The sequence below is a fragment of the Lentilitoribacter sp. JB5-8 genome (assembly GCF_055693385.1).
In genome coordinates this window covers 404,664-429,968 of record NZ_CM146332.1, presented here as the reverse complement: position 1 = coordinate 429,968, position 25,305 = coordinate 404,664, and the positions used below count along the sequence as shown (strand labels likewise).

Below are 25,305 nucleotides of genomic sequence, written 5' to 3'. Positions count from 1 at the left end.
TGGTGCAATTGTTAAGTGATCTTCTTCAACATCCTTAATGTCGTGATCATCTGTCGGCTTAATCGATTTCTTCTTTTAAAGAACCGGACTAAATGCGCCAAGAATACAAAGGTTTGCAGGAAGCGGGTAATTTTGAGGAACTGCTCCCATACTTGTTGTGAAGTCTTGTCCTTCCATGCCAACAGGGATTTCGTTTTCTGCTCTTCGGTGATGCTTTCAATGTCACTTAATTCCATTAGCAGAATGAAAATGTCACGCGCCATTTGCTGATCTGTCGGATCAATGATGGCTTCTTCAAAGTCCAAAAGAAAAAGCTGGTTATCTTCATCAAGAACGATATCCCTTAGCGTTGGACGGCCGTGAGCTATGTTGTGGCTGTGGAGTTCATGTACAAGCGTAAAAAGATCGTCAATGATGCCTTGGTTGATCCGCGTATGATCAATAATGTTGAGCGGTACACCTTCGTCTAACGTGACAAAAAATCCGGTGCCTTCATATTCAATTTTTGGAGCCGCGAACCCTTTTCCATTAAGATAATGGAGTATTTTTTTCTCGTGCTGTATCCGTTCGGTGCTGCTCCAAATCGCTTTGGTGTCGAAAAAAGATAAGGCTTTATATTTTGCCAAAAAAACGGATACCCGCCGGACAAGATTGTCTTTTTCCTCACCGGACGATTTTAGCCAATATATGTGATCCATCGCTTGAAAGCGAACAGCGCCAGCGACATTCTCAGCGATCAACTTTTTACATATTTCAGCTAACATTGCAGTTTACAATTTCAATTCCGGCCAACACTTCGTCTCACATGCGATCGGTCTATTTATGTGAGAAGTTATAGTGTCACAATACTGTCACTTTCCAGGCTTGGGAAGGGGCTTTGACGGGAATGCATTATAGAAGCTGTGCGTAATATAAGCCTTGTGCTGTTTAAGAGCGCTTATGCTAGCATCGTGCTCGTCGTATCTGGCCGATAATCTAAGCCGATAAACTTTCGTTACCAAATTTATCTGATGACAATTGGTTTTGTTTTATCATCGTTTCGGTTATTTGCGCTTTCAATATATGAGGTCGCAAAGGCTTTGCCAGCTGTATTGTGCAAGGATGGCGTCTTATTAAATGCATTGGCAAAGAGCTGCCCATTGGGGCTAGTAGGATAAGTGGTATTTGTTGTAATTTGGGATCGCAGATCAGCTCTTGAATGAGTGTTGTATTTGAATTTGAATTTGGATGTGTATCTAATCCCCAAATTATGACATCCACGTTGAGGTCATTGGCCTGGGTCGTGCGTAAAAGCTCCAAGCCTTCACGTGCGTTGTCACAAACGGCACTATCGAGATGCCAGTGTTTAAGCTGCTCATCTAAAATTGCGCTGTCTAACGCATTCTCTTCGATAACAACAGCGCGCGCACCCTGGATGACACTGCTCATATCTTGTGATTGGTTTGTGTTCTCAACACTGGGTAAATCAATGTTGAACCAGAAAGTTGAACCTTCGCCTTTCTGACTGATCACGCCAACCTTACCTGCCATCAACTCAACAATTGATGACACAATTGATAAACCCAAACCTGTTCCATCATGTTTACGGGTACTTGATGTATCGACCTGCGAGAATTGTTTAAACACATCAGCGCATTGATCTTCACTTATCCCAACACCTGTATCTGTGACAGTGAACTCCAATTTCACCATTTTAGCATCGTCGGTCTTGCCGCACACATTGATATAAATATGGCCATTGTCGGTGAATTTAACCGCGTTTCCCACAAGGTTCATCAGTATCTGGCGCAACCGCCCTGAATCTCCAATCAACATGGTCGGAATTTCCGGGTTAATGCGAACATGAATATCAATGTTCTTTTCATTGGCTTTTGTTTGCAACAGTGTTGCGACATCACTCACTGTGTCGATCAAGTGGAATGGTTCGCAATCGAGTTCCATTTGCCCGGCATTTAACTTTGAAAAGTCCAGTATATCGTTGATAATGCTGACCAAAGAGCTGCCGGATTTGATAATAACATCCGTGAACATTTTTTGTTTTGAATCGAGTGTAGTAGAATTTAATAATTCAGCCATTCCAATAATGCCGTTCATAGGCGTTCTGATTTCGTGGCTCATATTTGCTAAAAATTCAGATTTGGTCTTATCTGCGATCTCCGCTTTTAATCTCATGCCATCAAGTTCTTCGATTGTGTTGGAATATTTATCGAGCACGGTGTTGAATGCGACAGAGACTTCCGCGTTATCTTCACCGTCTTTTACATCTAATCTAAAGTCTTGAAGCGCTGATGGATTCCCGTCTTTTATTGCAAACCCATCTGTAATGGCTGATCTAAGCGCATCAATACCGAGTGAAACACCATGTTCGGAACTGTTCAATCCAGCTATTTCGCTGTCTTGGCTCACCCTTAATGGCGTGAACAAACTGATGATTTTAAGAGCAATAAAGGCAATACCAAATGAGAATATAAAGTTTATCGCAGCCCCTTCAATCTGAACCATGAATTGCGCAAACCTTGATCCATTCTTCATCGCGGCAATATCGCCAACAAATGCAATCATTAAAATGCCGGCAACACCGGCTAAACCGTGCACTGCAACAACACAAAGTGGGTCATCAAGCTTCAGTTTTCGTTCGATTATGATTGAACCTACAAGCGCAACCAGACCACCGATTGTTCCGATCATGACTGCACCATCCAGTGATACGGTTGACACTCCACCTGTAATGGCAACTAGTCCACCTAGCATACCATTTATCGTCGCACTCGGTACAAATCGCTTATTGTCTTTAATAAACCCAACAAGCATGCCGGCAAGGGCGCCAAACACCGCCGCAAGAATAGTGCATAATATGACGGTGGGTAGTAACACCCCATCCAACTCAACAGCGCCCGCATTAAAGCCAATCCAGCCAATTAGCAATATAATTGCGCCAAGTAGAGCGAGCACTGAGGATGAACCATGAATATTTTGAGGTTTGCCATCATCGCTAAACTTACCGATACGAGGGCCGATGATGAGTATGGCAGCGAGTGCCACCCAAGCAGCTGTACCGTGAACAACTGAGGAGCCTGCGAAATCAATAAAGCCTTTGTCTGCCAAATAAGCTGGGTTGTTGGTTATAAGTGTATTTCCCCAAACTTGATGGGCAAATATCGGGTATATGATGCCGGCAATTATTGCTGTGAACAGCAAATAACCCAAGAAAGTCATGCGCTCAGCAACAGCTCCGGAGACAATCGTTGCTGTCGTTGCACAAAAACCAAGCTGATAAATCAGCATCACCATTATGCTGCCGTTGCTTGCCACTAAATCTAATCCACCGAACCCAAAAAAGGATGAATTGCTGGTGCCAAATGCAAGCTGATAGCCAATCAGTGAAAAAACCGCACTGCATAGAATAAAATCTGCGATGTTTTTCTGTGCGACATTGATCGCGTTTTTTGTTCGGACAGAACCAGCTTCCAACAGCAAAAATCCTGCCTGCATAAATAAAACTAGGACTGCGCATGAAAGCATCCAGATGGTTCTATCAGTGGCAAGTGCTGCTATTAATTCTCCACCTTCAACTTGCTGAGCATGGCTCAACATTGTGCTCATTAAAATGAGAACAAGTGAGATTAAAATCGAGCAGATTAAGCTTGCGCTGTATTTGAACTTGATTGGGTTTATCTTAATGCTCCACGTTGGGCCATTAGGTTAAGCTGTTATAAAAACATGCTTTTAGGTTAATATTGAACGATTAAGATAATATTACTTATAGTTGTGAATGTTGGTGATGGTCAGCTTGATACAACCAATGCATGTTGGTTAGGTTTCTCTTACATAGCAATAGCTGCAGTTGGGATGATCTTCGATTATATTATTGGCGGATCGGTCGCGTGATCACATCGTCGGGTTCTACCAAATCCTGTGTCGTTAGCCTTGCGACAATAACAGTTGTGTTGTCTTGCTTGGGCGCAGCTTTATCAGTAATGGCTTGCATTAATGCATCAACGACATCTTTGGCATATTGGCTGGCAACGTTACCAATAGTCGTTGCAATGAACTCGTTATCCAGAGTTTCAAGTCCATCACTTGCGAGGATCAGCCAGTCGTTTTCTTTTAAAGTTTGCGGTTCTTTCGTGATGTCTAATCGGGAAATTTTATCTCCGGTTAGAGCTGACAAAAGCGCATTTCGATCTGGTGATTGCTTAGCTTCTTCCCAGGTGATTTCTCCCATCGCTGCGGCTGCATCCAAACGGCTTGCCATGGAATGATCAGCATTTTTTCGCTTGATTTTGCCATCGCGCATTAAAAATAATGGTGAATCGCCTACACTGATCCAGCTATAAGCATTGCCAATTATTTCTAATGCAACAAATGTGCAACCCATGCCGGCTCGGTCTGGGTTTTCATTAACTTCGCTCGCGATCGCTCGGTTTGCGCTATCCAATAAAGGCATAAACGACACCTGCTCGGGTGCACCATTTACTGTGATTCCATTTGCAAAGGTACTCACAGCTAATTCTGATGCAACTTCCCCAGCCTCGTGACCGCCCATGCCGTCGGCAAGCAGACAAATGAGGTGATCGCATTCTGGCGAAGGATGCAGGGCATACGCATCCTCTTGATTTTTTCTAGCGCCTATTGACTGGGCGCCTGCAAAGTCAATGCGTACTTTGCTCAAACCGCATCTTCTTTCCAGCTAAAGTTCTCATCACAGAGGGGAACAAATAACAGTTTTGTATTTCCCATCTCAATAATGTCGCCACGTTTAAGGCTTTCGGGTGCAAGAACAGGACGATCATTTAAGCGGATAAGATTAGATTTTCCGCCGTGTTGAATGTAAAAGTCCCCTTGTTTGTCATCGAAAACAATATAGGCATGTGCTTCGCGAGAGATCGATGAATCTCCATAATCTAACGGGATTCGTTCGCTGTTATTACGGCCGATACTGTTCATTCCGAAATAGACCTCACGGGAGCAACCGCGGCCCGGTCCTTCCACCACAACAAGCCAGCCAGCAGTGAGTTCATACTCATCTTGGGCGTCAGAATGTGTCGGTTGAAGTGTCTGTGAGCTTGAAATTACGCGTGTGGTAACTTGTTCATCCTCTTGGATTTTATCCGCTTCATTGTGCAGTTTTGTTGCCGCTTCGTTTGCGTCTGCTGAAGGATCCCTTCTTGGTTTGATAATTCTTGTTTCGTTTTCATCACTCATTTTAATTTCTCCCTTGGCAGTGCTATTTAGCTGCCGGTCATAATTTTAATTTTCTGACACGAAGCGCAAACGGACTTCGCCAAATTCTACAACATCACCTGATTTTATCTCCGCTTTGTCTTTCTTTTCGCCATTGATATAAACTCCGTTTGTTGTGTTTAAATCATGGATTGTTGGTGTCCCTTGAGGCGATACATGAAAATGCGCGTGATGTCGGTGAACGGAATCATTACTGAGTTGAATGTCATTGTCTGAATGACGGCCAATGGATAATGATTGTGCTGTAATTTCGAACTTGGTGTCTTCACTTCCAACGACTTCAAAATAGCTGGTTGCGGTATCAACAGCGTCTACCACACGTGTTGAATCGTCATCATCCAAGGCGCTTTCGCCACTTTCATCTGTGTGAAAGTCGTCTTGATTTTCATCATCAGTTAAATCAATATAGTCAGTGTCCTCATTATTTTTGCGGAAAGCTAAAACATAAATGATGGCAAGAATAATAGCGGCTAATGCGATCAATAAGGCCCAGGCAAGAGGTTTGTTTGCTTCTGCCCACAACGCAGCTTTGCCGTCTTCACCTCCCGCAATCGCGTAAATTTTTGCAATCAATGACAAAGGCATTGGTTCCGGTTCTGCTTCTTCAACAGGTGCAGGTTCCCCAAGATCGACAGTTTGTTTTGTGGAAAATACTTGTCCACCCGCAACGGTTACAGACAGACCTGCTTCTACCATGCCAGAAAGTGCTTGGACCGGTGCTTTGATGGTTCCACCATTTTCAATGTAGCGAGGCAAACTTGATAGGAATTCAGAAGAGAATGCTTCTGCGCCGACCACGGAGGCATAGTAACCGTTTGTTTCTTCTGCAAGTCTTTCTATTTCCTGCAATGCAGGCGTTTCCGTTGCACTTTCAGCAAATCCAAGGCCAATTATTGTTACGCCATTTTCTTTTGCAGCCTTTACAACGTCATCGCGCGAATATGCGGTGTCTTCCGCTTTGCCGTCTGACATAATGATTAGTACTTTGCGTTCGGCGTCTACGTTATCCAAAATTTCGATCGCTTCCAGAGCGTTTGCAAAGTATTCCGTTGCTGCCCCATCGGCTATAATGCTTGAAAGCTTTGCTTCCATGCCGTCGTGATTTGAAGCGGGAGGCATAACAATTGTCAGATCACTGGCAAATGTTGCAACACCTATGTATCTTTTCGGTGAAATATTTCGCAATTGGCCTCTAACAAGATCAACATTTCTTGCAACAGTTTGTGCGCGACGAGGGTTTGATCGGTCGATCAGGAAAAGCCAGGCGCTCTTTTCATCTCCATCGGAAAATGATTGAAATTCAGTACCTTTTAATACTTCACCATTTGCGGTGAAGGCGAGTTCTTCTAATTGTCGTGGTTCAGTTAGACGAAAGTCACAGCTTAACGATGTGTTTTCTGATGTTTCCTGATCTTGGGTGTGGTCACACTGCATAATAAGTTCAGCAGCATTAGTAAGTGGTGAGGATGTCAAAAATCCACCAACAACCAACGCAAAAACAGACATGAGATAAGTCAATCTATGTATGCTTTTGCCACCCAAATCATATGTTAATTTAATGTTGCCCATTTCGTCCACTCTCATTCAATCTAATTCAATTTATATTGGCCTGATGGGCCAAGTCTCATAATCCAGAAATCACTGCCGCTGTTTTTTTGAACTTCGCTGCTGCCGACAACAACTGCCGTTCCATCAGAAAGTACGGTTATATCGGTGATGATATCTTGCCCGGTTCCACCTAAAACACGCTCCCAGAGCACTTCTTTAAAATCCGAGCTGTATTTGGTAATTAGTCCATCATTCTGGCCGGAATTTTTCTGCAGGGTTTGACCCGTAATGAAGACTTCATTCGACCGTGATATCGCAATTGCACTGGATTTTGTGTCCATTTTATTTGTGCTGACAATTGGCTGTATCTTATTATCTCGTGTCACTTTAGAGGCCATACTTAATTGCGCAGTTTCTGATAGTTTAATGTTACCAACTGCGAAAAATGTGCCATCATTGCTGATTTCTAAAGAACTCATTTCCCCATATGAAGGGGAGTGATCCATGATTACATTAAAGCTTGAATCCAATTTTAAGAGCCAAAATTTGCTTTTGGGTTCAGTTTCAGGTTGCGCGTTGCCAATTACTGCCAGATTGCCATTTGCAAATGAGCGAATATCTGAAAACCCATTTCTACCACCTTCACCAAATGTCTTCTCAAGTAGGAAATCACCAAAATCATTTAGCTTTACCAGCCAGCCATATTCAGCATTATTTTGAGAATCTTCTTTGGTGCCAGCCAGTGCTAAGCCGCCTTCTGGCAATTGAGTAATTGCATTAAGTTTTATACTGAAATCACGTGAAAATTCATTTTCCCAATTTAGGTTTCCATCTGAACTATAGCTGCGGATGATCCCGGTTTTTGGGCTAGAAACACCTTTGCTGGAGTGTCCAACAACAACGATTGATCCATCGTCTAAGATTGTAAGATCCTCTAAAACTTCGTCCTTTTGATCGCCAAACTCTTGTTTCCAGATTAGTTTTCCACCCCAGGAGTATTTGTAAATTACCCCTTGGGTTCCGTTATTGTTTTGATGATGGGCCTCAACAGCTACGGCAATAAACTCTTCGTTGGCCGCAACGGCGCGCCCTCTTTCTGCCGCACCATTGTCGTCAACCAAATGCGTCCACGGGTTAGATAGCGCGCGCAAAGCTTCTTCTGCGCTGTCTGCGTTTGCAGATAAGCTATATTTAGCTAAATAATCCCGATATCCTTGGCGTGTATCAAGTTGTGAAACGGTTTCCCAAGCATGTTGAGCAGCTTTTGCAAGTTGAATTTTTTCTTGTTCTTGTCGGCGTTTTTCTGCTTCAATTGCAGCGGCTTGCTCGGCCCTTTTTCGAGCTTCACGTTCCTCTGCTTCCCTTTGTGCAACAGCTTGTGCTGCCGCCGCGGCTTCTCGTCGTAATTGTTCTTGTCTTTCAGCTTCTGCTTGAACTGCAAGTCTTTCATTACGCTCTTTTTGAGCTATGGCTTCTGCCTTTTTATTCTGTTGATCGTTATACCAATAACCACCACCTAAAATGGCCGCGATCAAAAGTGCGAAAACAATAGCAAACTTACCCAAGGGAGTTTTTGAGTTTGACCCATCATTTTCCTTTGTTGGTTGATAGGTGCCGGGATTAAACAGTACAGTTTTATCATCATCCTCGATATAATCGGCCATTAAGAGTGCGCGCCACTCTGACAAGTTTTGAGGGCGCAACTTAGTTTGCGGGGTCATACCTTTTGTAACCGCTGACAAAAATGCTTCAGAATATAGATCACCGGCATATTTTTGCAGTGGCTCAAGTGGGTCGTCTTCACCATTATTAAATGCGTCCAGACGTGCCATGGCATCAACTGGTTTCTTACCAGATATAGCCCGATAAAGAGTTGCTGCAAACGCATAAATATCAGTCCAAGGGCCTTGCTTTCCTTCCGCATAATATTGCTCTGGTGCAGAATAGCCATCCTTCACAATTAAATTCATTGTGCGGCTTTGTTGGGTGAAGGTTTGTCGTGCCGCGCCAAAATCTAAAAGTACCGCATCGCCATCGCCGCGAATGAAAATATTGTCTGGCGCAATGTCCCGGTGGGCGATTTGATTTTCATGGACGACTTCAAGTGCATCTAGTAGAGGTGTGATTACCCTTTTAAGCTGCTGTTCACTCGGTTTTCCTGGGAATTCCTTCAGCCAAGTGTTGAATGGTTTGCCGTCGATGAATTCCAATACCATATAAGCAGTATTGTTCTCTTCTTTTAGGATTTGCAGAACTTGCACGATGCCGTTGTTTTTGAAAAGGGCGAGCGTTGTTGCTTCATCAACAAACTTTCCCAGCGCCCAATTGAAATCAACTTCTTCCGTGCTGCTTGTTGGTACAACAGTTGTTCCATCTCTGGATACAAAGTCTTTAGGATAACACTCTTTAATGGCAACTTTTCTATGCAATTCAGTGTCATAGGCGGCGTAGGTAATGCCGAAACCACCCTGACCGATCACAGAATCTATGCGGTAGTGCCGGAGCATTGTACCCGCTTCTAACGCATTACGATTATCCATCTGTTCCGCTTATAATTCCCCAACAACACCTAGATGAAGTTAAATTTGTAATATGTGAAAATCAAGCATTAAGTACATTATGCCTAATTTATGCAATTTTTGCTCGCACAACTTCAGCAAGTACATAAAATGAAACTAACTTTTTTATTGCACCTTGGCGAGAAACATTGCTAGATAAGAAGCGTAACTTTTTACATTTTGGGGCATGGGTTGACGGTTTCAAATTTAGCTTTGTTAAATAAAGGTAAGCCATTTCATTGGGTGGCAGTATCTGCTGTTGTTCTTCTGCTCACAATTTTGCTTGCGATCATGTTTGCTGGCAATGGTGATGTCGAGCAAGGCGTCTATCGTATCGAGACCTCAACTGGTCATGGTTCAGGCTTTAAAGTTGCCAATCCGGGATATTTGATTACCAATCATCATGTGATCGACAATGCTAGTCGAATTAGAATTCCTTTCATGAAAGATGGTGCACTTACGCGCGTTGATGCGCGAATAATTTGGTTCAATTCGGATAAAGATCTTGCGTTACTGAAAACAACTTCTCCACTTGAAGGCGCCAGTGTAAAATTAGCTTCAATCGCTGAAACGGAATTGACAAAATCTGAAGACGTCACCGCGATCGGTTTCCCTGGTGTTGCAGATGATGTCGCCAAAGCTTTAACTGAGAACGTTATTGATAATGAGCAGATGGTGAAAACCTATCTCGATCCAACCATTTCCCGCGGAACATTGCAAAGATTGGTGCCAACGGTTCAAAGGCTAACCATTCAGCATAGCGCCAATATCAATCCGGGGAATTCCGGAGGTCCATTATTTGATAATTGTGCCCGCGTTATTGGTGTTAACACTTTAGGTACGAGGTCTCGTATTTCTGGCAAAGATCTTATTAGTTCTATTCGCAATGATCGAGATCTACTATTTAATGAAACGGGTGATCTAGAATTTGCAGTTCACATTAAAGAAGTACTGTTAGCTCTTCACGAAAAAAGTATTCCGTATTCTTCTAGAAGCGGCGCTTGTCATGCTGGCTATGATCTTTTGGAGATTTCTGGATTAGGTTTGACAACCCTTGTTGCATTTTCTGGTTTTGCAATCGCGTTTTTTAGAACACGAAACTCGTTCAGCGATATCGATGTTGAAAATATTCATGTTCCACTTACAGAAATTGACCTCACTGCAGATCATGCTGATGAGGTGGTCGAAAGGCAGATCGTTTCACTCTCGGGCATAACAACGAGCGATAAATTTGAACTCTCAGATTTTGTTGAAATGGGACAAACTATGCTCAATATCGGGCGCGGATCCAACGAGGCGGATATTGTTATAAAGGACCCGTCTATATCGCGAAAACATGCGCGTATCGCTTTGGTAACGGGAGACTGGGTTTTACACGATTTGAATTCGACAAATGGTACAAAAGTGAATGGTAGAAAAGCGTCTCAAACTCATGGTGTTGTTCTTCATCATGGTGATGAAATTCAACTAGGTAATCTTGAGTTCAAGTTTGAAAACAGGAAGCTTTCATCCAAGCAAGCCGCGCAGCATTACCCAATTCGAAAATGGTTGTTATCTGGTTTTGATCAGCGGGGCCAAACACTGCAGCAATCAATTAGCAACGAGCATGCAGACTTTTCCGATGATTTTTTTGAAATTTGCCGAATTGGTCGAGATATCCGTAATGATTTTGTCATTACCGATGACGCTGTTTCGCGACATCATGCGGTAATTGGTTTTAACAACGATGGAATGCTGTGCCTAAAAGATCTGAATTCTGCAAATGGTACTTACGCGGATTCAAACCAAGTGGGCCAGGTGCCGCAATCAATTGAACGAACACGAAAAATAAAATTTGGAGACACGGAACTAAATTTATCGCAACAAATTTAGTCCTTGGTCATAGGGGAGAATTAAATGAAGAAGTTAATCGCGCGCGCGCTGTTAAGTGCAATTCTTGCAACGTCGGCATTGTCGACATCCGTGATTGTCGTTCCGGATAGCTCGCCGGCATTATCTCAGAATATTTTTAAAAAAATCGGCAAAGATTTGCGAAAGGCCAGAAAAGGAATTCGCAAAGAACTTAAGAAGGGACCGCTAAAACAAATTTTACCAGTTGTCGGGACTATTCTTATTGCAAACGGGATTGCAGATGGTTCACCGGCTGCGATTATTTTCGGGGCAGCTTTGGTTGCCGCTCCTCAAACCTTCCAAAAAGATATGGCCAAAAAATATGGTCAGGAGATGCAATATTCCGGCTGTACAAGCTGCGGTAACAAACGTGTTGTTCTCCGCCCAGGTCAAACTATCACGTCCGAACGTGAAAAAGCTATCCGGGCAGAGGTCAAAGAGGATATTAAAGATGTGCAGCGCGCTTTGGCAAAATTTGGCTATTATACAAGCCGGATTGACGGTGATTATGGTCCAGGTTCGCGCCGTGCAGCTAAAAAGTTTCAGGCAAAAATTGGTACCAGTCAAACTGGAATTTTAAATGCTGAAGAGCGTTATTTATTGTTCACACAAGCCGCTGAACTTGGATATGTGCGCGAAGCGAGAGCCTTGCAATATGATGCCAAGGTCATTCCTGCGGCTATTCAGCAGCCAAAAATGGAAAAAAAGGCGCCGGTTATTGTCACGCCGACTATTGCAGAGTTTCGTCTTGCAAAGTCCCAGTTCGACAAGTTCTCAAAAGACTTTCTACAAAGTGGAGATCAATCCGTTGTCAAAAGTGCTGAGTTACTTCCAGATGGTCGTGTTAAGCTTCAAATTGAAGATGATTTATCAAACCAATCGACAGAACTCATTGGCACAGTAGCGGGCATTGAACTTGCGCCACACCGCGTGTCTGATCTTTGGATCCGGGTAACATATGAAGATGATAAAGCTGGTGATCCGGTTAGTTTAAATACGCGAGATGATTTTGATACAATTGAAGCTGCTACCGCCTGGATGAATAAAGCTAAAAACCAACTCAATATCCTGGCAGAATTGACCGAGATAGACGTCGAACAGCCTAAAGATGAAATTCTTATTGCGGATGGACCGAAAGAGCCGGAGCAAAAGCCTATAAAAATTGCTGGTAAGGAGCCTGAAACTCCAACAATAAAAGTCCCATCGGCGCCGAAAAATGTTGAGATTGCAGAATCAAAGCCTGAGCCAAAAACTGCGGCTAAAGCGCCAAAAATTGCGACAGAATCGCCGATAAAAATTGCCCAACCGGGTGATCAACAAAAAGAGATTGCAAAGGTTGATATACCAACGAATGTGGTGGAAGAGGTTAAAATAGAAGCTGCTCCAGAACCGACGACTATCAGTGTCAGCACCCCACAAGAGGCACAGATATGTCAGCAAAATCTATTTGTGAATTTTGACTTCCCTGTTGAAGACGAAAACATCAGCCATTTTAACATCACACCTCCAGATGGTGCGATTTGGTTTGATCGTGGTGATACAACGTCAAACATTATGGGTGAATGTGTTCAAGGTACCTATAAATATGAGTATGTGAGTATTACTAAAGGTGAAACAGCAAAAGATTGGAAGGACACCAAGTTTACCGGGGAATTCCAAATTGCAAGTAATGCTGAAAGCTGCTCAATCAGTCTTGATGATCCAACCGGCTCTGCGGGCATTCGGTGTTTTCAATAGTCAACGTTGATAGCTAAATAATGCAAACGAGAAACAGAAATCAGTCTAGAACCCGGCAGCAAAATGGGAAGGCTACGAATAGAATTTCCTCAGGTAAAGATCTCGGGAAAAAGTTTTCTGACGTTCGTGCTGCAATGAAGGTGGGTGGGTTTCATAAGAATTTTGGTGCGGATGTCTTAGATTACGCAAAAACTTTATTTGAAAACCCAGGTCATGCGTTTTTTGCCTTGTTTTCCTTGATTGGCAGTTTTTGCTCCATTTATTCTGTATTTCCATTTGGTAGCAACAGTTCTCCAGATAGAGGCATGTCTATGGATTTGGGTGCATTTGTTGATGATGCCCACATTTCAATCAAATTAATAATTTTCGCCTTGATGATCGCTAGTATTTCTTGGATGACGTCTATCATTTGTGTGTTTTTAACACTGCGTGTCGATTACATTCGTTTTATGTTGGCGCGAACTTTTATAATTTTTGCCGCAATAATGACTGTATTTGCGGTGGATTTTTGTTTTGGAGTTGTTGGTGGAAAACCGTTGGATAAACAAGGGTTTTTCTTATTTGCCGTCATAGGAATTGCGATCGCTACTTTTTTAACGAAAACGAGCTTTCGTTATACGCGTAATCCCGTTTCTGAAATTGTTGCTGAACGAGCCGGGTTATTAGTGTTTTTTAATGCAGCAACGCTCGCGACAGCTCTTTTAATCTTTTTCGTGGGGCAATAAATGAATCACGAAGAATGTTGCGAATGTGCACTTGCTCGTCTGTCCGTTGCCGCATTGGCAATAGACGCATTGTTGGTATTCGTGATTGGTATAATTTTATCCGATCATCTTCCAAAAAATGTTGAAAATTTATTTGGTCTTTTAGATAGTAGTTATGGTTTTCTCGCGGCCATACTTGCCATTTTTATTGTGGTGATTGTCTATCTTTTTTTAACAGAGATTATATTGGGTGGGCTAACAATTGGTAGGCTCTGTTGTGGCCTTAAGATTAAGGATAGTACGACAAATTCACCGCCCTCTGTGCTCTACAGGTTTCGCAGATTATCTGAGATTTTGATAAAGATGGGATTTACATCTCTGCACCTTAAAAAAGTGCCTGCACACAATAAGCGGGTTAATGGTGCTTTGTGTTCGGATTGGGTTGATTTTGATATTTCCACCTTATCGCCCCAAACAAAACGTCCCCGTGAAAAAAGTACGCCTGTCTCGACTAAAGTTAAAGGCGCTTTTGTGAAAAACCTGACAGATCCTTCGTCTAGTAAGCTAGTCAACCTTCAGTCAGGTCGCCATTTTAAAACAAAAGGTATCTTTTATTTTGGACGTGATCCGGAAAGTTGTGATTTGGTGTTATCAAACGATAAATCTGTTTCAAGAACCCATTGTCGAATAGTCAAAAAAGAAGAGAAATATTTTCTAGCCGATGGAGAGAACACTTCAAAGGGATCGACTGGTGGTACTTTTTTAAATGGTACTAGGCTGAAAATTGGCGTAGGTGCTCAACTGAATAATGGCGATAGATTCAGTATTGGTGGTAGCAAGATTCAATTCATATTGAATTAAGCTGTGCTGAAATGACAAAATTGGAAATCAAGTTCTGCCGCTTATATTAGTCACCAATTGCTAAAATCATACTGATTGCTTTGATTTGGTTCGTGATTGTTTTGCGCGACGTTCGGCTTCGCACATGAATTCGAGCTTTAAGACAGGTTCTTATACGACGTTTCTTTGACAAGCGTTTTATTTCTGATAGGTAAGTTTGCACCTTTCCTTGGAAATATTTGTGGAGACTTTTCAGATGGGAACCATCGATAAAACCTCGCTCACAGAGGACATTATCAAGCACATTCAAGAGATCCACGAACAGCAGAACAATGGTGCGAAATTGCCTCAAATTTCTGATGAAACCGTGTTGCTTGAAACCGGGCTGGATTCATTAGGTTTTGCCATTCTTGTAACAAAGTTAGAAGAAACCCTTGATTATGATCCTTTTAGTCTTTCTGAGGAGGCGTTTTATCCTCAGACATTTGGTGAATTCGTTCAATTCTATTTTGAAAATCAACCCGCATGAGGCTAAGAGACCGGCTTGCTTTGCTGCCTGATGACCGTGCGCTGATTTCATCGCCCCATGGCGTATTAACGCGCGATGCAGTGATAGGTTTTCTTCCAAAAGCAGGTGAGCTCAAAGGTATCAAGATTGCGCTGAGTATTTCAGATGCTGGACAAGCACTTCAAATACTCACAGCACTCGATGGTGTAGCAGATAGCATATTGTTAATTTCTCCGTCGCTTGAAACATCGCTCAAGGTAAATTTGGCGCTTAAAGCGCAGTGTCATACAATCTTATGTGATGCACCTGCTGAGTTTGATGATATTGAGGCGTCTCCTGCGGTATTTAGCACATTGGATGCACTGGTCAGAGCGCATGATCGGGAGCATAATAGCGCTTCATGCGATACGCGCTGGATCATGACAACATCCGGGACAACGGGAGCACCAAAGCTTGTAAGCCACAGCCTGATAAGCCTTAGTCGAACATCAAATGCTAACTTTGAGCGCGGACAGAGCCAGCGCTGGGGTATGCTGTATGATTATACCCGTTTTGCCGGGATGCAGGTTTTTCTTCAGTCGGTTCTTTCCGGTGCGTTGCTTATCGCACCGAATTCCGATGCATCATTTGATGAAAAACTTAAGCGCTTGGTGAAGGAAGGTTGCACACATTTGAGCGCGACCCCAACTCTGTGGCGAAAGATTATTATGACACCGGGCAGTCAACAATTAAATTTGGTGCAAGCCACCCTGGGTGGTGAAATTGCCGACAGCCGCATTCTAAAGGGTGTGGCGTCACACTATCCAAGTGCGCGGGTCGTGCATATTTTTGCGTCAACAGAAGCAGGTGTTGGATTTTCAGTTAGTGATGGTCGGGAAGGTTTTCCTGAAAGCTACCTTGATAAGCCTCCTAAAGGCGTTGATATTCGCGTTGATGATGGCAGGTTATATCTTCGAAATGCCCATGTGATGCCTAATTATCTCGGAGAGGATACATGCTTTTCAGATGAGAATGGATGGGTTGAAACTGGTGATGCGGTTAGCGTTCGTCAGGGTCGAGTTTATTTTCTCGGCCGGGCGAGCGGGATTATTAATGTGGGTGGCGATAAGGTGCATCCTGAAGAAGTGGAACATGTCTTACTAACCCACCCGCAAATCGCTGCAGCGCGCGTATATGCAAAAAATAATCCCATTACTGGTGCGTTGGTGGCCGCCGATATAGTTCTTGTGGACAGTAATACAAATGCCGATACGATTTGCGATGAAGTTAAAGCTTACGCCGTTAAAAATCTTGAACGCCATAAAGTGCCTGTTATGCTGAAGGTCGTTTCTGAATTTAAAACAAATTCAGCTGGCAAGCTCATAAGGAAAAAGAGTTGAAAACAGTTCTTCTAACAGGTCCAGCGCGTGGCCTTGGTCTTGCGATTGCTCAAAAACTTACAGCTCAAGGGTATCGCGTTATCGGTGTTGGGCGAACAATAACGGCTGATTACGAAGCGCTGATGAAAGCTTCTGAGAATGTGCATTTCATTGCATATGACCTTAATGATCTGGATGGGATACAAAAGCTTATCTTATCGATCACCCGCGAATACGGTCCATTATATGGGCTTGTCAACAATGCAGGTATCGGCCTTGATGGTGTTATTGCGACCCAGCATTCCAGTGAGATTTCAAACGTGTTACGCATCAATCTCGAAGCTGCGATATTAATGACCAAATATGGTTGTCGATCAATGCTGATACAGCAACAAGGTCGTGTTGTTAATATATCATCGATCATCGCGTCCACCGGGTTTAGCGGTTTGGCGGTTTATGCGGCATCTAAGGCGGGACTTGAGGGTTTTACACGTTCTTTATCGCGAGAACTCGGTCGAGCAAAAATCACGGTAAACTGCGTTGCGCCTGGATATATGGAAACCGATATGACAGCAGGTCTTGATGAAGTTAAACTCAATTCGATCCGTCGTCGTGCGCCACTTGGTTTGCCTAGTGTAGAAGACGCAGCGGGCGCGGTTTTATATCTTCTTTCAGACGATGCCGCAGCCATTACAGGATCGGTCATTACCGTTGATGGTGGAAGCACTGCATGAGTAATCGGACGCAAATCCGTTTTGCGAAAAAGACTGACGAAGAACGTTTGGTGGTGTTTTTAAAAAATCACTGGCGTGCGGATCACATCTTCGTCACTCACCCTAATGTTTTGCGTTGGCAACATGAACACCCCGATGCATCCGAAACAGATTTAACATTTGTGATTGCTGAAATGCATGACGGAGATACATCACCTGAAATCATGGCTGTGCTTGGGTTTATTCCGTTTCGACGCTTTGATACGAGCGCAAGTTGGAACGGGATGGCGCTTGCTATTTGGAAAGTGCGCGAGGATGCAAAGACACCTGGTCTTGGTATTCAAATGTTGAAATTACTTCAACGTGCAAAGCCAGATATGATCTGTGCCATCGGTATTTCAAACATCGTGCGCCCTATGTATCAAGCATTGGGCTATAAACTTGGTACGTTCGACCATGTTGCGCTTTTTGCGCAAGCAGTACCTGAAGGTCAGACGGTAGCCAGTGGGGTGCCTCAAATCGCAAGAGCAGCGATTGAGGAAGATAATGGCATTACGCTGGAAGATATAACGATAGGAAGTGGATCCAAGAGGGCTGCAATAGATAAAATTGATGCATTGGCCAAGTCGGGCTTGCCGCGAAAATCCTGGACGTATCTTAAAAACCGATATTTCAAACATCCCTATTATAGCTATACTCTCAAATCGGTTATTGTGGATGGAACATTAGCTGCAGTTTTGGTTTGGCGGCGTGTTGAAACTCCATTTGGCGCATTGTTGAGAATTGTCGATGTTATTGGTGAGGCGGAATGTCTGTCACGTTGTGGCGGTGCATTGCGTGCTGAGTTGATCGCCGAAGATTGTGATTATATTGATCTTATGTCTTGGGGCGTTGACGTTGCGTTGTTGTGCAAGGGTGGCTTTGTTAATCCGCAAGATCATCAAGATTTAATCTTGCCTAATTACTTTTCACCATTTGTGAGAAAAAATATTCAAATAGAAATCGCTGTAAAAATTGCGGGTGAAACGAAGGGCGAAAAAGTTCGGCTCTACCGTGGGGATTCAGATCAGGACCGACCCGCAACGCCAGAGGATCTTTTGAATTGAGCAATGATCTTACCATTGTGATGTATCACTATGTTCGTCAGCTTGAACAAACACGTTATCCAAATATTAAAGCGCGCCGGACCGACGAATTTAAATCACAGGTGGCCTATCTTCAGAAAAACTATACACCTGTTACCATGGCAGAAGTGGTGCACTGTGTTCGAACCGGGGATCAGCTTCCACCAAAAGCAGTGCTTTTAACATTTGATGACGGATATATTGAGCACTATTCGAGTTGTTTTCCCATATTGTTCGATGCGGGGATTGAGGGATCGTTTTTCCCACCGGTGAGCTCAGTCGTAGGGGGTGAGCTTTTGGATGTGAACCGTTTGCATTTTGTTTTATCTGTCACCGAAGCATCTGCACTGGGTATGGAAATTGACAAAGCGGTTTCTGCCCATCGCGACACTTACGATCTTCATACAGTTGACACATATCGGGCAGAATGGGCCAAGCCCAACCGTTTTGATACCGCTGATACCATCTATGTCAAACGTATGCTGCAAACCGCGTTACCTGATGAATTGCGCACTAAAATCGCAAAGGATCTGTTTTCGAAATATGTCAGCGTAGACGAGACAACGTTTGCTGCAGAACTTTATATGACAGAGGCGCAATGCCGCCTCATGCAGTCATCTGGGATGTATATAGGCTCGCATGGTGAAACACATAGATGGCTCAACCGCATAAGCAAGACAGATCAGCGTCAAGAGGTTGAAGGCTCTTTGGAATTTTTGCGTAAAATCGGTAGTCCAGTCGATGATTTTTGGGTGATGTGTTTTCCATATGGCGGCTGGAATGAAAGTCTTTTATCAGTTTTGCAAGAATATAAATGCTCTTTGGGGCTTACCACCGAAGTGCGTGCTGCCAATCTATTAGAAGATGAGCCCTTAACGCTACCTCGCTATGATACAAATGATATTCCGCTTAGCTAGTAACGATATGTGGAACCAAGTTTTACGTTAAAATCTTATGACTTAGCGTCAACAACTGGTGCCAGCACACATAGCAATTCAAACATGATTGATATGCCCACCCATGCTGTTCCACCCGATGGGTCAAAAGGTGGTGACACTTCAACCAAATCCGCGCCGACCAAATTTAAACCTGCTAATTTTCGAACCAATTGCTGGGCTTGAAACGAATTAAAGCCGCCAATTTCCGGCGTTCCTGTGCCGGGTGCAAAAGCAGGGTCAATTGAATCGATATCAAAGCTGACATAAGTCTTGTTGTCGCCAACTATTTCTCGAGCCTCTGTCATGACAGATTCAACGCCCCGCTCGAAAAATTCTTCTATTTCGATAATTCTAACACCTTGATTTAGAGCCCAATCAAAATCAGAGGCATCGTATTTCACGCCACGGATACCGATTTGGATGGTCCTTTTTGGGTCTAAAAACCCATCTTCAATTGCGCGTCGGAAAGGCGTGCCATGGGTAAATTTACTGCCGCCAAAATAGCTATCATTCATGTCAGTATGGGCATCAAAATGTATCATCCCGACAGGTTTATCAGCCGCTAATGCTTTTAAGATCGGATAAGAAATGAGATGGTCACCACCTGCCGTTAACGGGGTTATTTTCTGATCCACCAACTTTTTGTAAAAGGCTGTTATCAGATCCAAACTTTCCATCACATCTATCGGATTGATAGGTGCGTCACCTAAATCCGCGCAATTTACAAGCGTAAAAGGGTTCACACCACTTACCGGATGAGTGGTTCTGATCATCGTTGAAAGATCGCGAAGCTGACGCGGTCCGTGTCTCGTGCCAGGACGATTAGTCGTGCCACCATCAAATGGCACGCCGACTATGCCGACATCGATCTCAGATGCCATATTATCATCGACGGAAAAATGTGGAAGGCGCATAAATGTGGCTGGATCCGCAAAACGTGGTGTCTTCATACCAGAAATCGGCTGAAATTTAGGGTTGTTGTTTTGCATATTATTTCCAATGTGTTGTCGGGATCATTGAATATAATAGCTATTTACAGGATACAGTAAACGCCAATTCAATGAATTTTCGTCTGAACAAAATCAACGTAAAACCTGTACGATTTGGTTCGACATCGGCCTTAGATCTTAAATACGTCTTTTTGATTTTTATGTTCGTGCGTGTTTCAGGTCTAGCGCGATTTTCGGAGCATCTGATTGAAAAAGATACTCTCTGTTATAGGCTAGAACTTCAAAGCACGGACCTTAAGGGCTCTTTATAGCAGTCTTCTTGGGAGGGCATTACCAACGGGAGGTGGGCCCATTCACAAGGAGGAACTTATGAAAAAACTTCTATTAGCATCTGTCTCAGTCGCAGCTGCAATGGCGATTAACACAGCAGCACATGCTGATGGCCATGGACCAATTAAGATTGGTGTGCTTGCCACACTTGAAGGTACTTACACAGCATTGGGCGAAGATGGTGTTCGCGGAATGAAGACAGCCCTTGGTCAAATTGGTGATCAGATGGGCGGTAAGGCCTACGAAATCATTATTCAATCAACTGATGCAAGCCCGGACAGTGCTGTTCGTGGTGCACGTAAGCTGGTTGAGCAAGATAAGGTAGATATTGTTGTCGGACCTTTATCTGGTTCTGAAGGTATCGCAATTCGCGACTATTCTAAAACTCAGCCGCAAACAACTTTTATCAACGGTATTTCAGGTGCGATGGAAACAACCTATGTGACACCATCTGACAATTTCTTCCGCTTTAATATGGATGGTGCGCAATGGTCAGCTGGCCTTGGTGAATACGTGTTCAAGGAAAAGGGCTATCAAACAGTAGCAACTGTGGGTGAAGACTATTCATTCATCTATACGCAAGTCTTTGGTTTTGCGACTGGTTTCTGCGCAGCTGGTGGTGAAATTACAGAACGTTTATGGGTGCCACTTGGAACAAAAGATTTTGGTTCAATCATTGCGTCGCTACCGGATGATGTAGATGCAATTTATTTAGGTCTTGGCGGTGGTGATGCTGTTAACTTCCTAAACCAATACCAACAAGCCGGGGGTGATGCGAACCTAATTGGTGGTTCAATCATGGTTGATGGCACTGTGTTATCTTCAAAAGGTAAAGCCAAGGAAGCCCTGATTGGCGTTCCATCTTCCGGCCCTCAGGCTGATACTTGGGATGATCCAAAATGGCAGGGTTATGTGAAAGCTTATCAGGATGCATTTGCACCGGAAGATCGGTTCCCAAGCCCATCTTTGCTTGCAACAGGTTACTATAATGCGACAAACGCTATGGCCCAGTGCTTGGGCAGCGTAAGTGGTGATTTGAGCGATGGCCATGCAGCTTTCCGTGGATGTTTGTCAACACTAGAGCTTGATGCCCCGAATGGGAAAATCACATTGGATTCAAACCGTCAGGCAATTGGTACAAACTTCGTCACAGAAGTTCAGGCACAACCTGATGGCACTTTGGCAAACAACCTTGTGAAGATTGTGCCAAATGTGAACCAAACGCTTGGTATTGATGTTGCGGCATTTGACAAAATTGGTTTGCCAAGTCGCGAAAACCCCGCTTGTTTGGCAAGCTACGAATAGTAGAAAACTCGTTAGGCGGCTCACTTGGGCCGCCTGACTTTTCTCAATTTGACTGCACAAATCGATGGCACTCATAAACTATCTTACCCGCGTACATTTTGGGGATGGTGTTCTGCAGGAAGCCATTCATGCCGAGATAGAGCGGTGTGCGTTAAAGCACCCATTTATACTTCTTGAAGATCGGGATGAGTTGTCTGAGCTTGAAGAATTTACCCTTGCAGCAATCAACAATTCCTACATTGAAAAAACAATTGCGCATGCGCCGCTTTTTCCGGAGGAAAATCGGTTAAAACGTTCTGCCGATTTGTATAAAGCTCATGGATGTGACGCAATCATTGCTGTCGGTGGCAGCCAGGTTATGCATTATGCAAAACTGGTCAGGCTTTGTATTGGAAGCGATGAAAGTATTGAGCGATTTTCTGAATTTACCGGTGGTCAGCGCCTGTTTAAAAAAAGCAATATGCCGCTTTTTATTGCCGCACCCAATTTGTTTGGTATTGCGCCTTGTATAAGCAAATATAGTCGTGTTCTGCTTAAAGATGGCAAGTATGATTCATTTGCCAGTTGCCGATTGCGGGCCGATATTGCGATTTGTGATCCGCTTTTTACACTCAAGGATACATCCAGCGATTTATCTGCGTCCGCTGCTGAAGCGCTGGTTCTGTGTTTAGAAGCATATCTCTCAAATGGTTTTAACCCGCCAGCGGAAGGAATAGCAATTGATGGTCTGCGCCGAATTATCAATCATGCAAAGCAATTGGGTAATGGTGATTGTGATTTAGATTGTCGACGCGAGTTGATGATTGCAAATCTAAATGGAGTTTTGGCTTTAGAAAAAGGACGAGGTGCTTGTTCGATCATTACCGATTTCTTGATGACGCGCGAAGGCAATAGTCTTTCAGAGGGGCAAATCAAACATGCGGTTATGAGAAAAGTGTTGAGGAATCCCAGCACGGAAATTTCTGAAAAACTGGTTGAATTAAAATCAATACTTGAGATTGATTATGACGTGGCAAGTTACTTTGAAGATCTGTTTAACACGCTTGGGATGCTCAGTAATTTTTCCAAAAATGGTCGAAATGGGGGGGCAGATTTTGAATTTCACCCGATAAGTGAAAATGCCCATGCGCATTATTATGCGCTTCCAAAAGAATATAACACACTCCTGAAAAGTTTAGGGGCGATGCAGGTGCACTAAGAGTTATCTCTTTGTTTTTAATTGATATTCTTTAATCCAATGTGTCTTACGTGTTGTGAAGTTTCAGACTAGATTTACGCAATTCATGATCTTCGAACATAACTGACAGTATTTTTCTAGGTCCAAATGTATTGACAGTTTGGCTCTTCGAAGAGAACCTTTTACTCATAAAACAATGGATACATTGGATTTATTGCCCAAATTGAGGAGAGACATTAGGGCCTAGTTCAGGATTCTGGGAGGGATAAATGAGCGAAGCAGTTGCAGTGCATCATGGTAATTTTGGCCGTGCTGCCGTTTACAATTTAGATAAACCTATTCTCTTGCATGCGCACCGGGAAGCACACCTCATTTTCAAAGTTGATGGTGGAGATGCTATCGTAAATGTGGGTGAAGCGGATCATGTCGTTAAGAAAAACAAAGCGGCGACAGTTAATCCATGGCAGCCTCATAGTTTTGGACTGACAAGCAAATGCAAATCCTGTGTCACGCTTGTTTTGTACATCAAACCAATGTGGTTCTTAGAGCATTCGAAATCAGTTGAACATGCGCTCAGCTTCGGTAAAAGCTCATTGACGCTGGATGATCGTATGATGGAATATGTCGCGCGTTTAGCAAATTTCCTCTTGTCTGACGAAAATCACGAACGATGCGATGATATGTTATATGAGGTCATGAACTTATCGTTTAACCTGAGTTGGCAAGGAAACGAGAACAACGGGTTTCTTGACCGTACACGCCGTCACTATTCCGATTTCCGTGTTCGTAGAGCTATCCGTTTGATGCAGGAAAATTTATCTGAAGAATCCAATATGGAAGACCTTGCGAGAGAATGCGGTCTTTCGCGTCCTCACTTTTTTAAGCTCTTTAAAAAACAAATGGGTCTAACACCTAATCTTTATATGAATACCTTGCGTGCGGAGCGTGCGATTGAAGAGCTGATGAAAACGGAAAAGACTGTGACGGATATCGGCAATGATCTTGGGTTTTCATCCCAAGCAAGCTTCACTCGATTTTTCACTTCCAATGTTGGAATTCCACCGAGCGATTATCGCCGTGTCGCATATGCTGGATAGAGAATAAACTTCTCCCAATGACTTGGCCGGGGCAGAAACCCCGGTCTTCTTTTATTTTGAATGTAGTAAAACTGCGCGTCGATATTTGCGTTAATACGATGATCTGTATTCAAGAAAGACTTCAAGGTACGGCACTTCCCAAATGCTTACATTAAGATCGGTGTAATTCAGTCTCGCACACTTATATTTGGGAGGATATGTGTCTAGCGAAATTCAAATTGCAGCGTATTGCACCCAAGTAAATATGCCGATGGTTGAGGGCCTACTATGAAGAGCTTCATAGCAAGAAACCCAATCTGGTCGCTTATCATATTTGTTGCACTTGCTATTCTGGTTTGGATGATATTTGGGCTTTGGCCTGAATGGCTTGTTGATACGATTGGGCGCAAGAAAATTTTCTTAAATGCCTTGTTAAATGGCATCACATTGGGCGGATTATACTTCCTTGTTGCCAGTGGGTTTACGTTGATATTTGGCCTCATGCGCAATGTAAACATGGCGCACGGTTCCTTGTTTTTGCTTGGCGGTTATGTCGGCTACCATGCTGCGTCAGCATCAGGTTATTGGCTCTTGGCGTTTCCTGTATCATTTATCGTCGTTGCTGTATTTGGCATTTTGCTGCAGGTGTTTGTCTTTCGTCGCATGGAAGGAGACGATTTGCGTCAAACCCTTGTAACTATTGGCCTTTCAATAGTTATGGCTGATCTCATGCTATGGGGTTTTGGAGGCGATTTTTTCAATATATCACCGCCCGATTGGCTTAGTGGGCCTATTCAAACCTTCTTTGTTACAGGCGTTAAGCGTTCAACGGGTGAGCTTATCTATATGAAATATCCAATTGTGCGGATCGTTATTTTTGCCGCTTCGGTAGCAATTGGACTAGCTATGTGGTTTGCGCTTAACAGAACTCAGATTGGAATGATGATCCGGGCCGGTGTTGATGATCGCGACATGCTATCTGCCACGGGTGCTCGCATCCAGCTGGTTTTTGTTGGTGTGTTCGCTTTTGGTGCAGGGCTTGCGGGCATTGCAGGCGTTGTGGCGGGCACATTCCAATCGGTTGCGCCCGGTGAAGACATCCGTTTTCTGTTGGCTTCGCTTGTTGTGGTGATTGTCGGTGGAATGGGTTCTATCCCTGGTGCTGCGCTTGGTGCGTTGCTCATCGGTTTAGCTGAGCAATTCGGATCAGTTTATTTCCCAACCTATGCTGTTGTTTTGACGTTTGTGATCATGGTTGTGGTCCTTGCATTCCGCCCTCAGGGCTTATTAGGGAAGGCTTGATCT

Annotated in this window: 20 protein-coding genes; 13 read left to right on the top strand and 7 right to left on the bottom strand. The window is 43.6% G+C overall.

The features are described from left to right. Positions 1-11 precede the first annotated feature (11 nt). The 6 genes from ACZ1GZ_RS02055 to ACZ1GZ_RS02030 all read right to left on the bottom strand — a co-directional run bounded on the left by ACZ1GZ_RS02055 (position 12) and on the right by ACZ1GZ_RS02030 (position 9,332). Entirely contained in the window at positions 12-764 is a 753-nt protein-coding gene (locus ACZ1GZ_RS02055; protein WP_472666762.1) for a hypothetical protein, read from the bottom strand. Between the two features lie 211 nt (positions 765-975). Beyond that, complete coding sequence (locus tag ACZ1GZ_RS02050; protein ID WP_472666761.1) at positions 976-3,603, bottom strand: ATP-binding protein; 2,628 nt, start codon at positions 3,601-3,603, stop codon at positions 976-978. Positions 3,604-3,865: 262 nt separating this feature from the next. After that, a complete protein-coding gene (locus ACZ1GZ_RS02045; RefSeq protein WP_472666760.1) occupies positions 3,866-4,672 on the bottom strand; it encodes a PP2C family protein-serine/threonine phosphatase in 807 nt (268 codons plus the stop codon). Beyond that, entirely contained in the window at positions 4,669-5,205 is a 537-nt protein-coding gene (locus ACZ1GZ_RS02040; protein WP_472666759.1) for an FHA domain-containing protein, read from the bottom strand. Before ACZ1GZ_RS02040 ends, ACZ1GZ_RS02045 begins: the two co-directional genes overlap by 4 nt. A gap of 45 nt (positions 5,206-5,250) precedes the next feature. Then, a complete protein-coding gene (locus tag ACZ1GZ_RS02035) occupies positions 5,251-6,813 on the bottom strand; it encodes an FHA domain-containing protein (RefSeq protein WP_472666758.1) in 1,563 nt (520 codons plus the stop codon). A gap of 20 nt (positions 6,814-6,833) precedes the next feature. After that, positions 6,834-9,332, bottom strand: coding sequence for a serine/threonine protein kinase (locus tag ACZ1GZ_RS02030; protein ID WP_472666757.1), 2,499 nt, complete (start codon positions 9,330-9,332; stop codon positions 6,834-6,836). 210 nt (positions 9,333-9,542) lie between these two features. Here ACZ1GZ_RS02030 and ACZ1GZ_RS02025 point away from each other — a divergent pair, with 210 nt between their 5' ends. The 9 genes from ACZ1GZ_RS02025 to ACZ1GZ_RS01985 all read left to right on the top strand — a co-directional run bounded on the left by ACZ1GZ_RS02025 (position 9,543) and on the right by ACZ1GZ_RS01985 (position 19,141). Next, a complete protein-coding gene (locus tag ACZ1GZ_RS02025) occupies positions 9,543-11,222 on the top strand; it encodes an FHA domain-containing protein (protein ID WP_472666756.1) in 1,680 nt (559 codons plus the stop codon). A 24-nt stretch (positions 11,223-11,246) separates the two neighbouring features. Next, the gene (locus tag ACZ1GZ_RS02020; protein ID WP_472666755.1) at positions 11,247-12,977 is read left to right on the top strand and encodes a peptidoglycan-binding domain-containing protein; all 1,731 of its coding nucleotides are present in this window, start codon (positions 11,247-11,249) and stop codon (positions 12,975-12,977) included. Positions 12,978-12,997: 20 nt separating this feature from the next. Next, on the top strand, positions 12,998-13,702 hold the full coding sequence (locus tag ACZ1GZ_RS02015) for a hypothetical protein (RefSeq protein ID WP_472666754.1): 705 nt from the start codon (positions 12,998-13,000) through the stop codon (positions 13,700-13,702). Further along, entirely contained in the window at positions 13,703-14,542 is an 840-nt protein-coding gene (locus tag ACZ1GZ_RS02010) for an FHA domain-containing protein (protein ID WP_472666753.1), read from the top strand. Between the two features lie 235 nt (positions 14,543-14,777). Further along, the gene (locus tag ACZ1GZ_RS02005) at positions 14,778-15,050 is read left to right on the top strand and encodes an acyl carrier protein (protein ID WP_472666752.1); all 273 of its coding nucleotides are present in this window, start codon (positions 14,778-14,780) and stop codon (positions 15,048-15,050) included. Between the two features lie 20 nt (positions 15,051-15,070). After that, the gene (locus ACZ1GZ_RS02000) at positions 15,071-16,408 is read left to right on the top strand and encodes an ANL family adenylate-forming protein (RefSeq protein WP_472666751.1); all 1,338 of its coding nucleotides are present in this window, start codon (positions 15,071-15,073) and stop codon (positions 16,406-16,408) included. Beyond that, on the top strand, positions 16,405-17,121 hold the full coding sequence (locus ACZ1GZ_RS01995; protein WP_472666750.1) for an SDR family NAD(P)-dependent oxidoreductase: 717 nt from the start codon (positions 16,405-16,407) through the stop codon (positions 17,119-17,121). Before ACZ1GZ_RS02000 ends, ACZ1GZ_RS01995 begins: the two co-directional genes overlap by 4 nt. Further along, positions 17,118-18,206: a hypothetical protein gene (locus ACZ1GZ_RS01990; protein WP_472666749.1), complete on the top strand. Its 1,089-nt coding sequence runs from the start codon at positions 17,118-17,120 to the stop codon at positions 18,204-18,206. Before ACZ1GZ_RS01995 ends, ACZ1GZ_RS01990 begins: the two co-directional genes overlap by 4 nt. After that, entirely contained in the window at positions 18,203-19,141 is a 939-nt protein-coding gene (locus ACZ1GZ_RS01985) for a polysaccharide deacetylase family protein (protein ID WP_472666748.1), read from the top strand. The genes ACZ1GZ_RS01990 and ACZ1GZ_RS01985 overlap by 4 nt, the downstream gene beginning before the upstream one ends. Before the next feature lie 35 nt (positions 19,142-19,176). Here ACZ1GZ_RS01985 and speB read toward each other — a convergent pair whose 3' ends face one another. Then, on the bottom strand, positions 19,177-20,151 hold the full coding sequence (gene speB / locus ACZ1GZ_RS01980; RefSeq protein WP_472666747.1) for an agmatinase: 975 nt from the start codon (positions 20,149-20,151) through the stop codon (positions 19,177-19,179). 330 nt (positions 20,152-20,481) lie between these two features. Here speB and ACZ1GZ_RS01975 point away from each other — a divergent pair, with 330 nt between their 5' ends. The 4 genes from ACZ1GZ_RS01975 (at position 20,482) to ACZ1GZ_RS01960 (ending at position 25,302) form a co-directional block, all read left to right on the top strand. After that, positions 20,482-21,747 carry an ABC transporter substrate-binding protein gene (locus ACZ1GZ_RS01975; protein ID WP_472666746.1) on the top strand — a complete coding sequence of 422 codons (1,266 nt, stop codon included), beginning with the start codon at positions 20,482-20,484 and terminating at the stop codon, positions 21,745-21,747. 64 nt (positions 21,748-21,811) lie between these two features. After that, positions 21,812-22,945 (top strand): iron-containing alcohol dehydrogenase, encoded by a 1,134-nt coding sequence (locus ACZ1GZ_RS01970; RefSeq protein WP_472666745.1) that lies wholly within the window; start codon positions 21,812-21,814, stop codon positions 22,943-22,945. 248 nt (positions 22,946-23,193) lie between these two features. Beyond that, positions 23,194-24,021: a helix-turn-helix domain-containing protein gene (locus ACZ1GZ_RS01965; protein WP_472666744.1), complete on the top strand. Its 828-nt coding sequence runs from the start codon at positions 23,194-23,196 to the stop codon at positions 24,019-24,021. Positions 24,022-24,288: 267 nt separating this feature from the next. After that, positions 24,289-25,302, top strand: coding sequence for a branched-chain amino acid ABC transporter permease (locus ACZ1GZ_RS01960; RefSeq protein WP_472666743.1), 1,014 nt, complete (start codon positions 24,289-24,291; stop codon positions 25,300-25,302). The last annotated feature ends 3 nt before the right edge of the window (positions 25,303-25,305 follow it).

Bases quoted from the DNA above. Each gene is read 5' to 3' on its own strand.
- ACZ1GZ_RS02055 (WP_472666762.1), bottom strand. From the start codon at position 764: ATGTTAGCTGAAATATGTAAAAAGTTGATCGCTGAGAATGTCGCTGGC.
- ACZ1GZ_RS02050 (WP_472666761.1), bottom strand. From the start codon at position 3,603: ATGAGCACAATGTTGAGCCATGCTCAGCAAGTTGAAGGTGGAGAATTA.
- ACZ1GZ_RS02040 (WP_472666759.1), bottom strand. From the start codon at position 5,205: ATGAGTGATGAAAACGAAACAAGAATTATCAAACCAAGAAGGGATCCT.
- ACZ1GZ_RS02035 (WP_472666758.1), bottom strand. From the start codon at position 6,813: ATGGGCAACATTAAATTAACATATGATTTGGGTGGCAAAAGCATACAT.
- ACZ1GZ_RS02030 (WP_472666757.1), bottom strand. From the start codon at position 9,332: ATGGATAATCGTAATGCGTTAGAAGCGGGTACAATGCTCCGGCACTAC.
- ACZ1GZ_RS02020 (WP_472666755.1), top strand. From the start codon at position 11,247: ATGAAGAAGTTAATCGCGCGCGCGCTGTTAAGTGCAATTCTTGCAACG.
- ACZ1GZ_RS02015 (WP_472666754.1), top strand. From the start codon at position 12,998: ATGCAAACGAGAAACAGAAATCAGTCTAGAACCCGGCAGCAAAATGGG.
- ACZ1GZ_RS02010 (WP_472666753.1), top strand. From the start codon at position 13,703: ATGAATCACGAAGAATGTTGCGAATGTGCACTTGCTCGTCTGTCCGTT.
- ACZ1GZ_RS02005 (WP_472666752.1), top strand. From the start codon at position 14,778: ATGGGAACCATCGATAAAACCTCGCTCACAGAGGACATTATCAAGCAC.
- ACZ1GZ_RS01990 (WP_472666749.1), top strand. From the start codon at position 17,118: ATGAGTAATCGGACGCAAATCCGTTTTGCGAAAAAGACTGACGAAGAA.
- speB (WP_472666747.1), bottom strand. From the start codon at position 20,151: ATGCAAAACAACAACCCTAAATTTCAGCCGATTTCTGGTATGAAGACA.
- ACZ1GZ_RS01975 (WP_472666746.1), top strand. From the start codon at position 20,482: ATGAAAAAACTTCTATTAGCATCTGTCTCAGTCGCAGCTGCAATGGCG.
- ACZ1GZ_RS01970 (WP_472666745.1), top strand. From the start codon at position 21,812: ATGGCACTCATAAACTATCTTACCCGCGTACATTTTGGGGATGGTGTT.
- ACZ1GZ_RS01965 (WP_472666744.1), top strand. From the start codon at position 23,194: ATGAGCGAAGCAGTTGCAGTGCATCATGGTAATTTTGGCCGTGCTGCC.
- ACZ1GZ_RS01960 (WP_472666743.1), top strand. From the start codon at position 24,289: ATGAAGAGCTTCATAGCAAGAAACCCAATCTGGTCGCTTATCATATTT.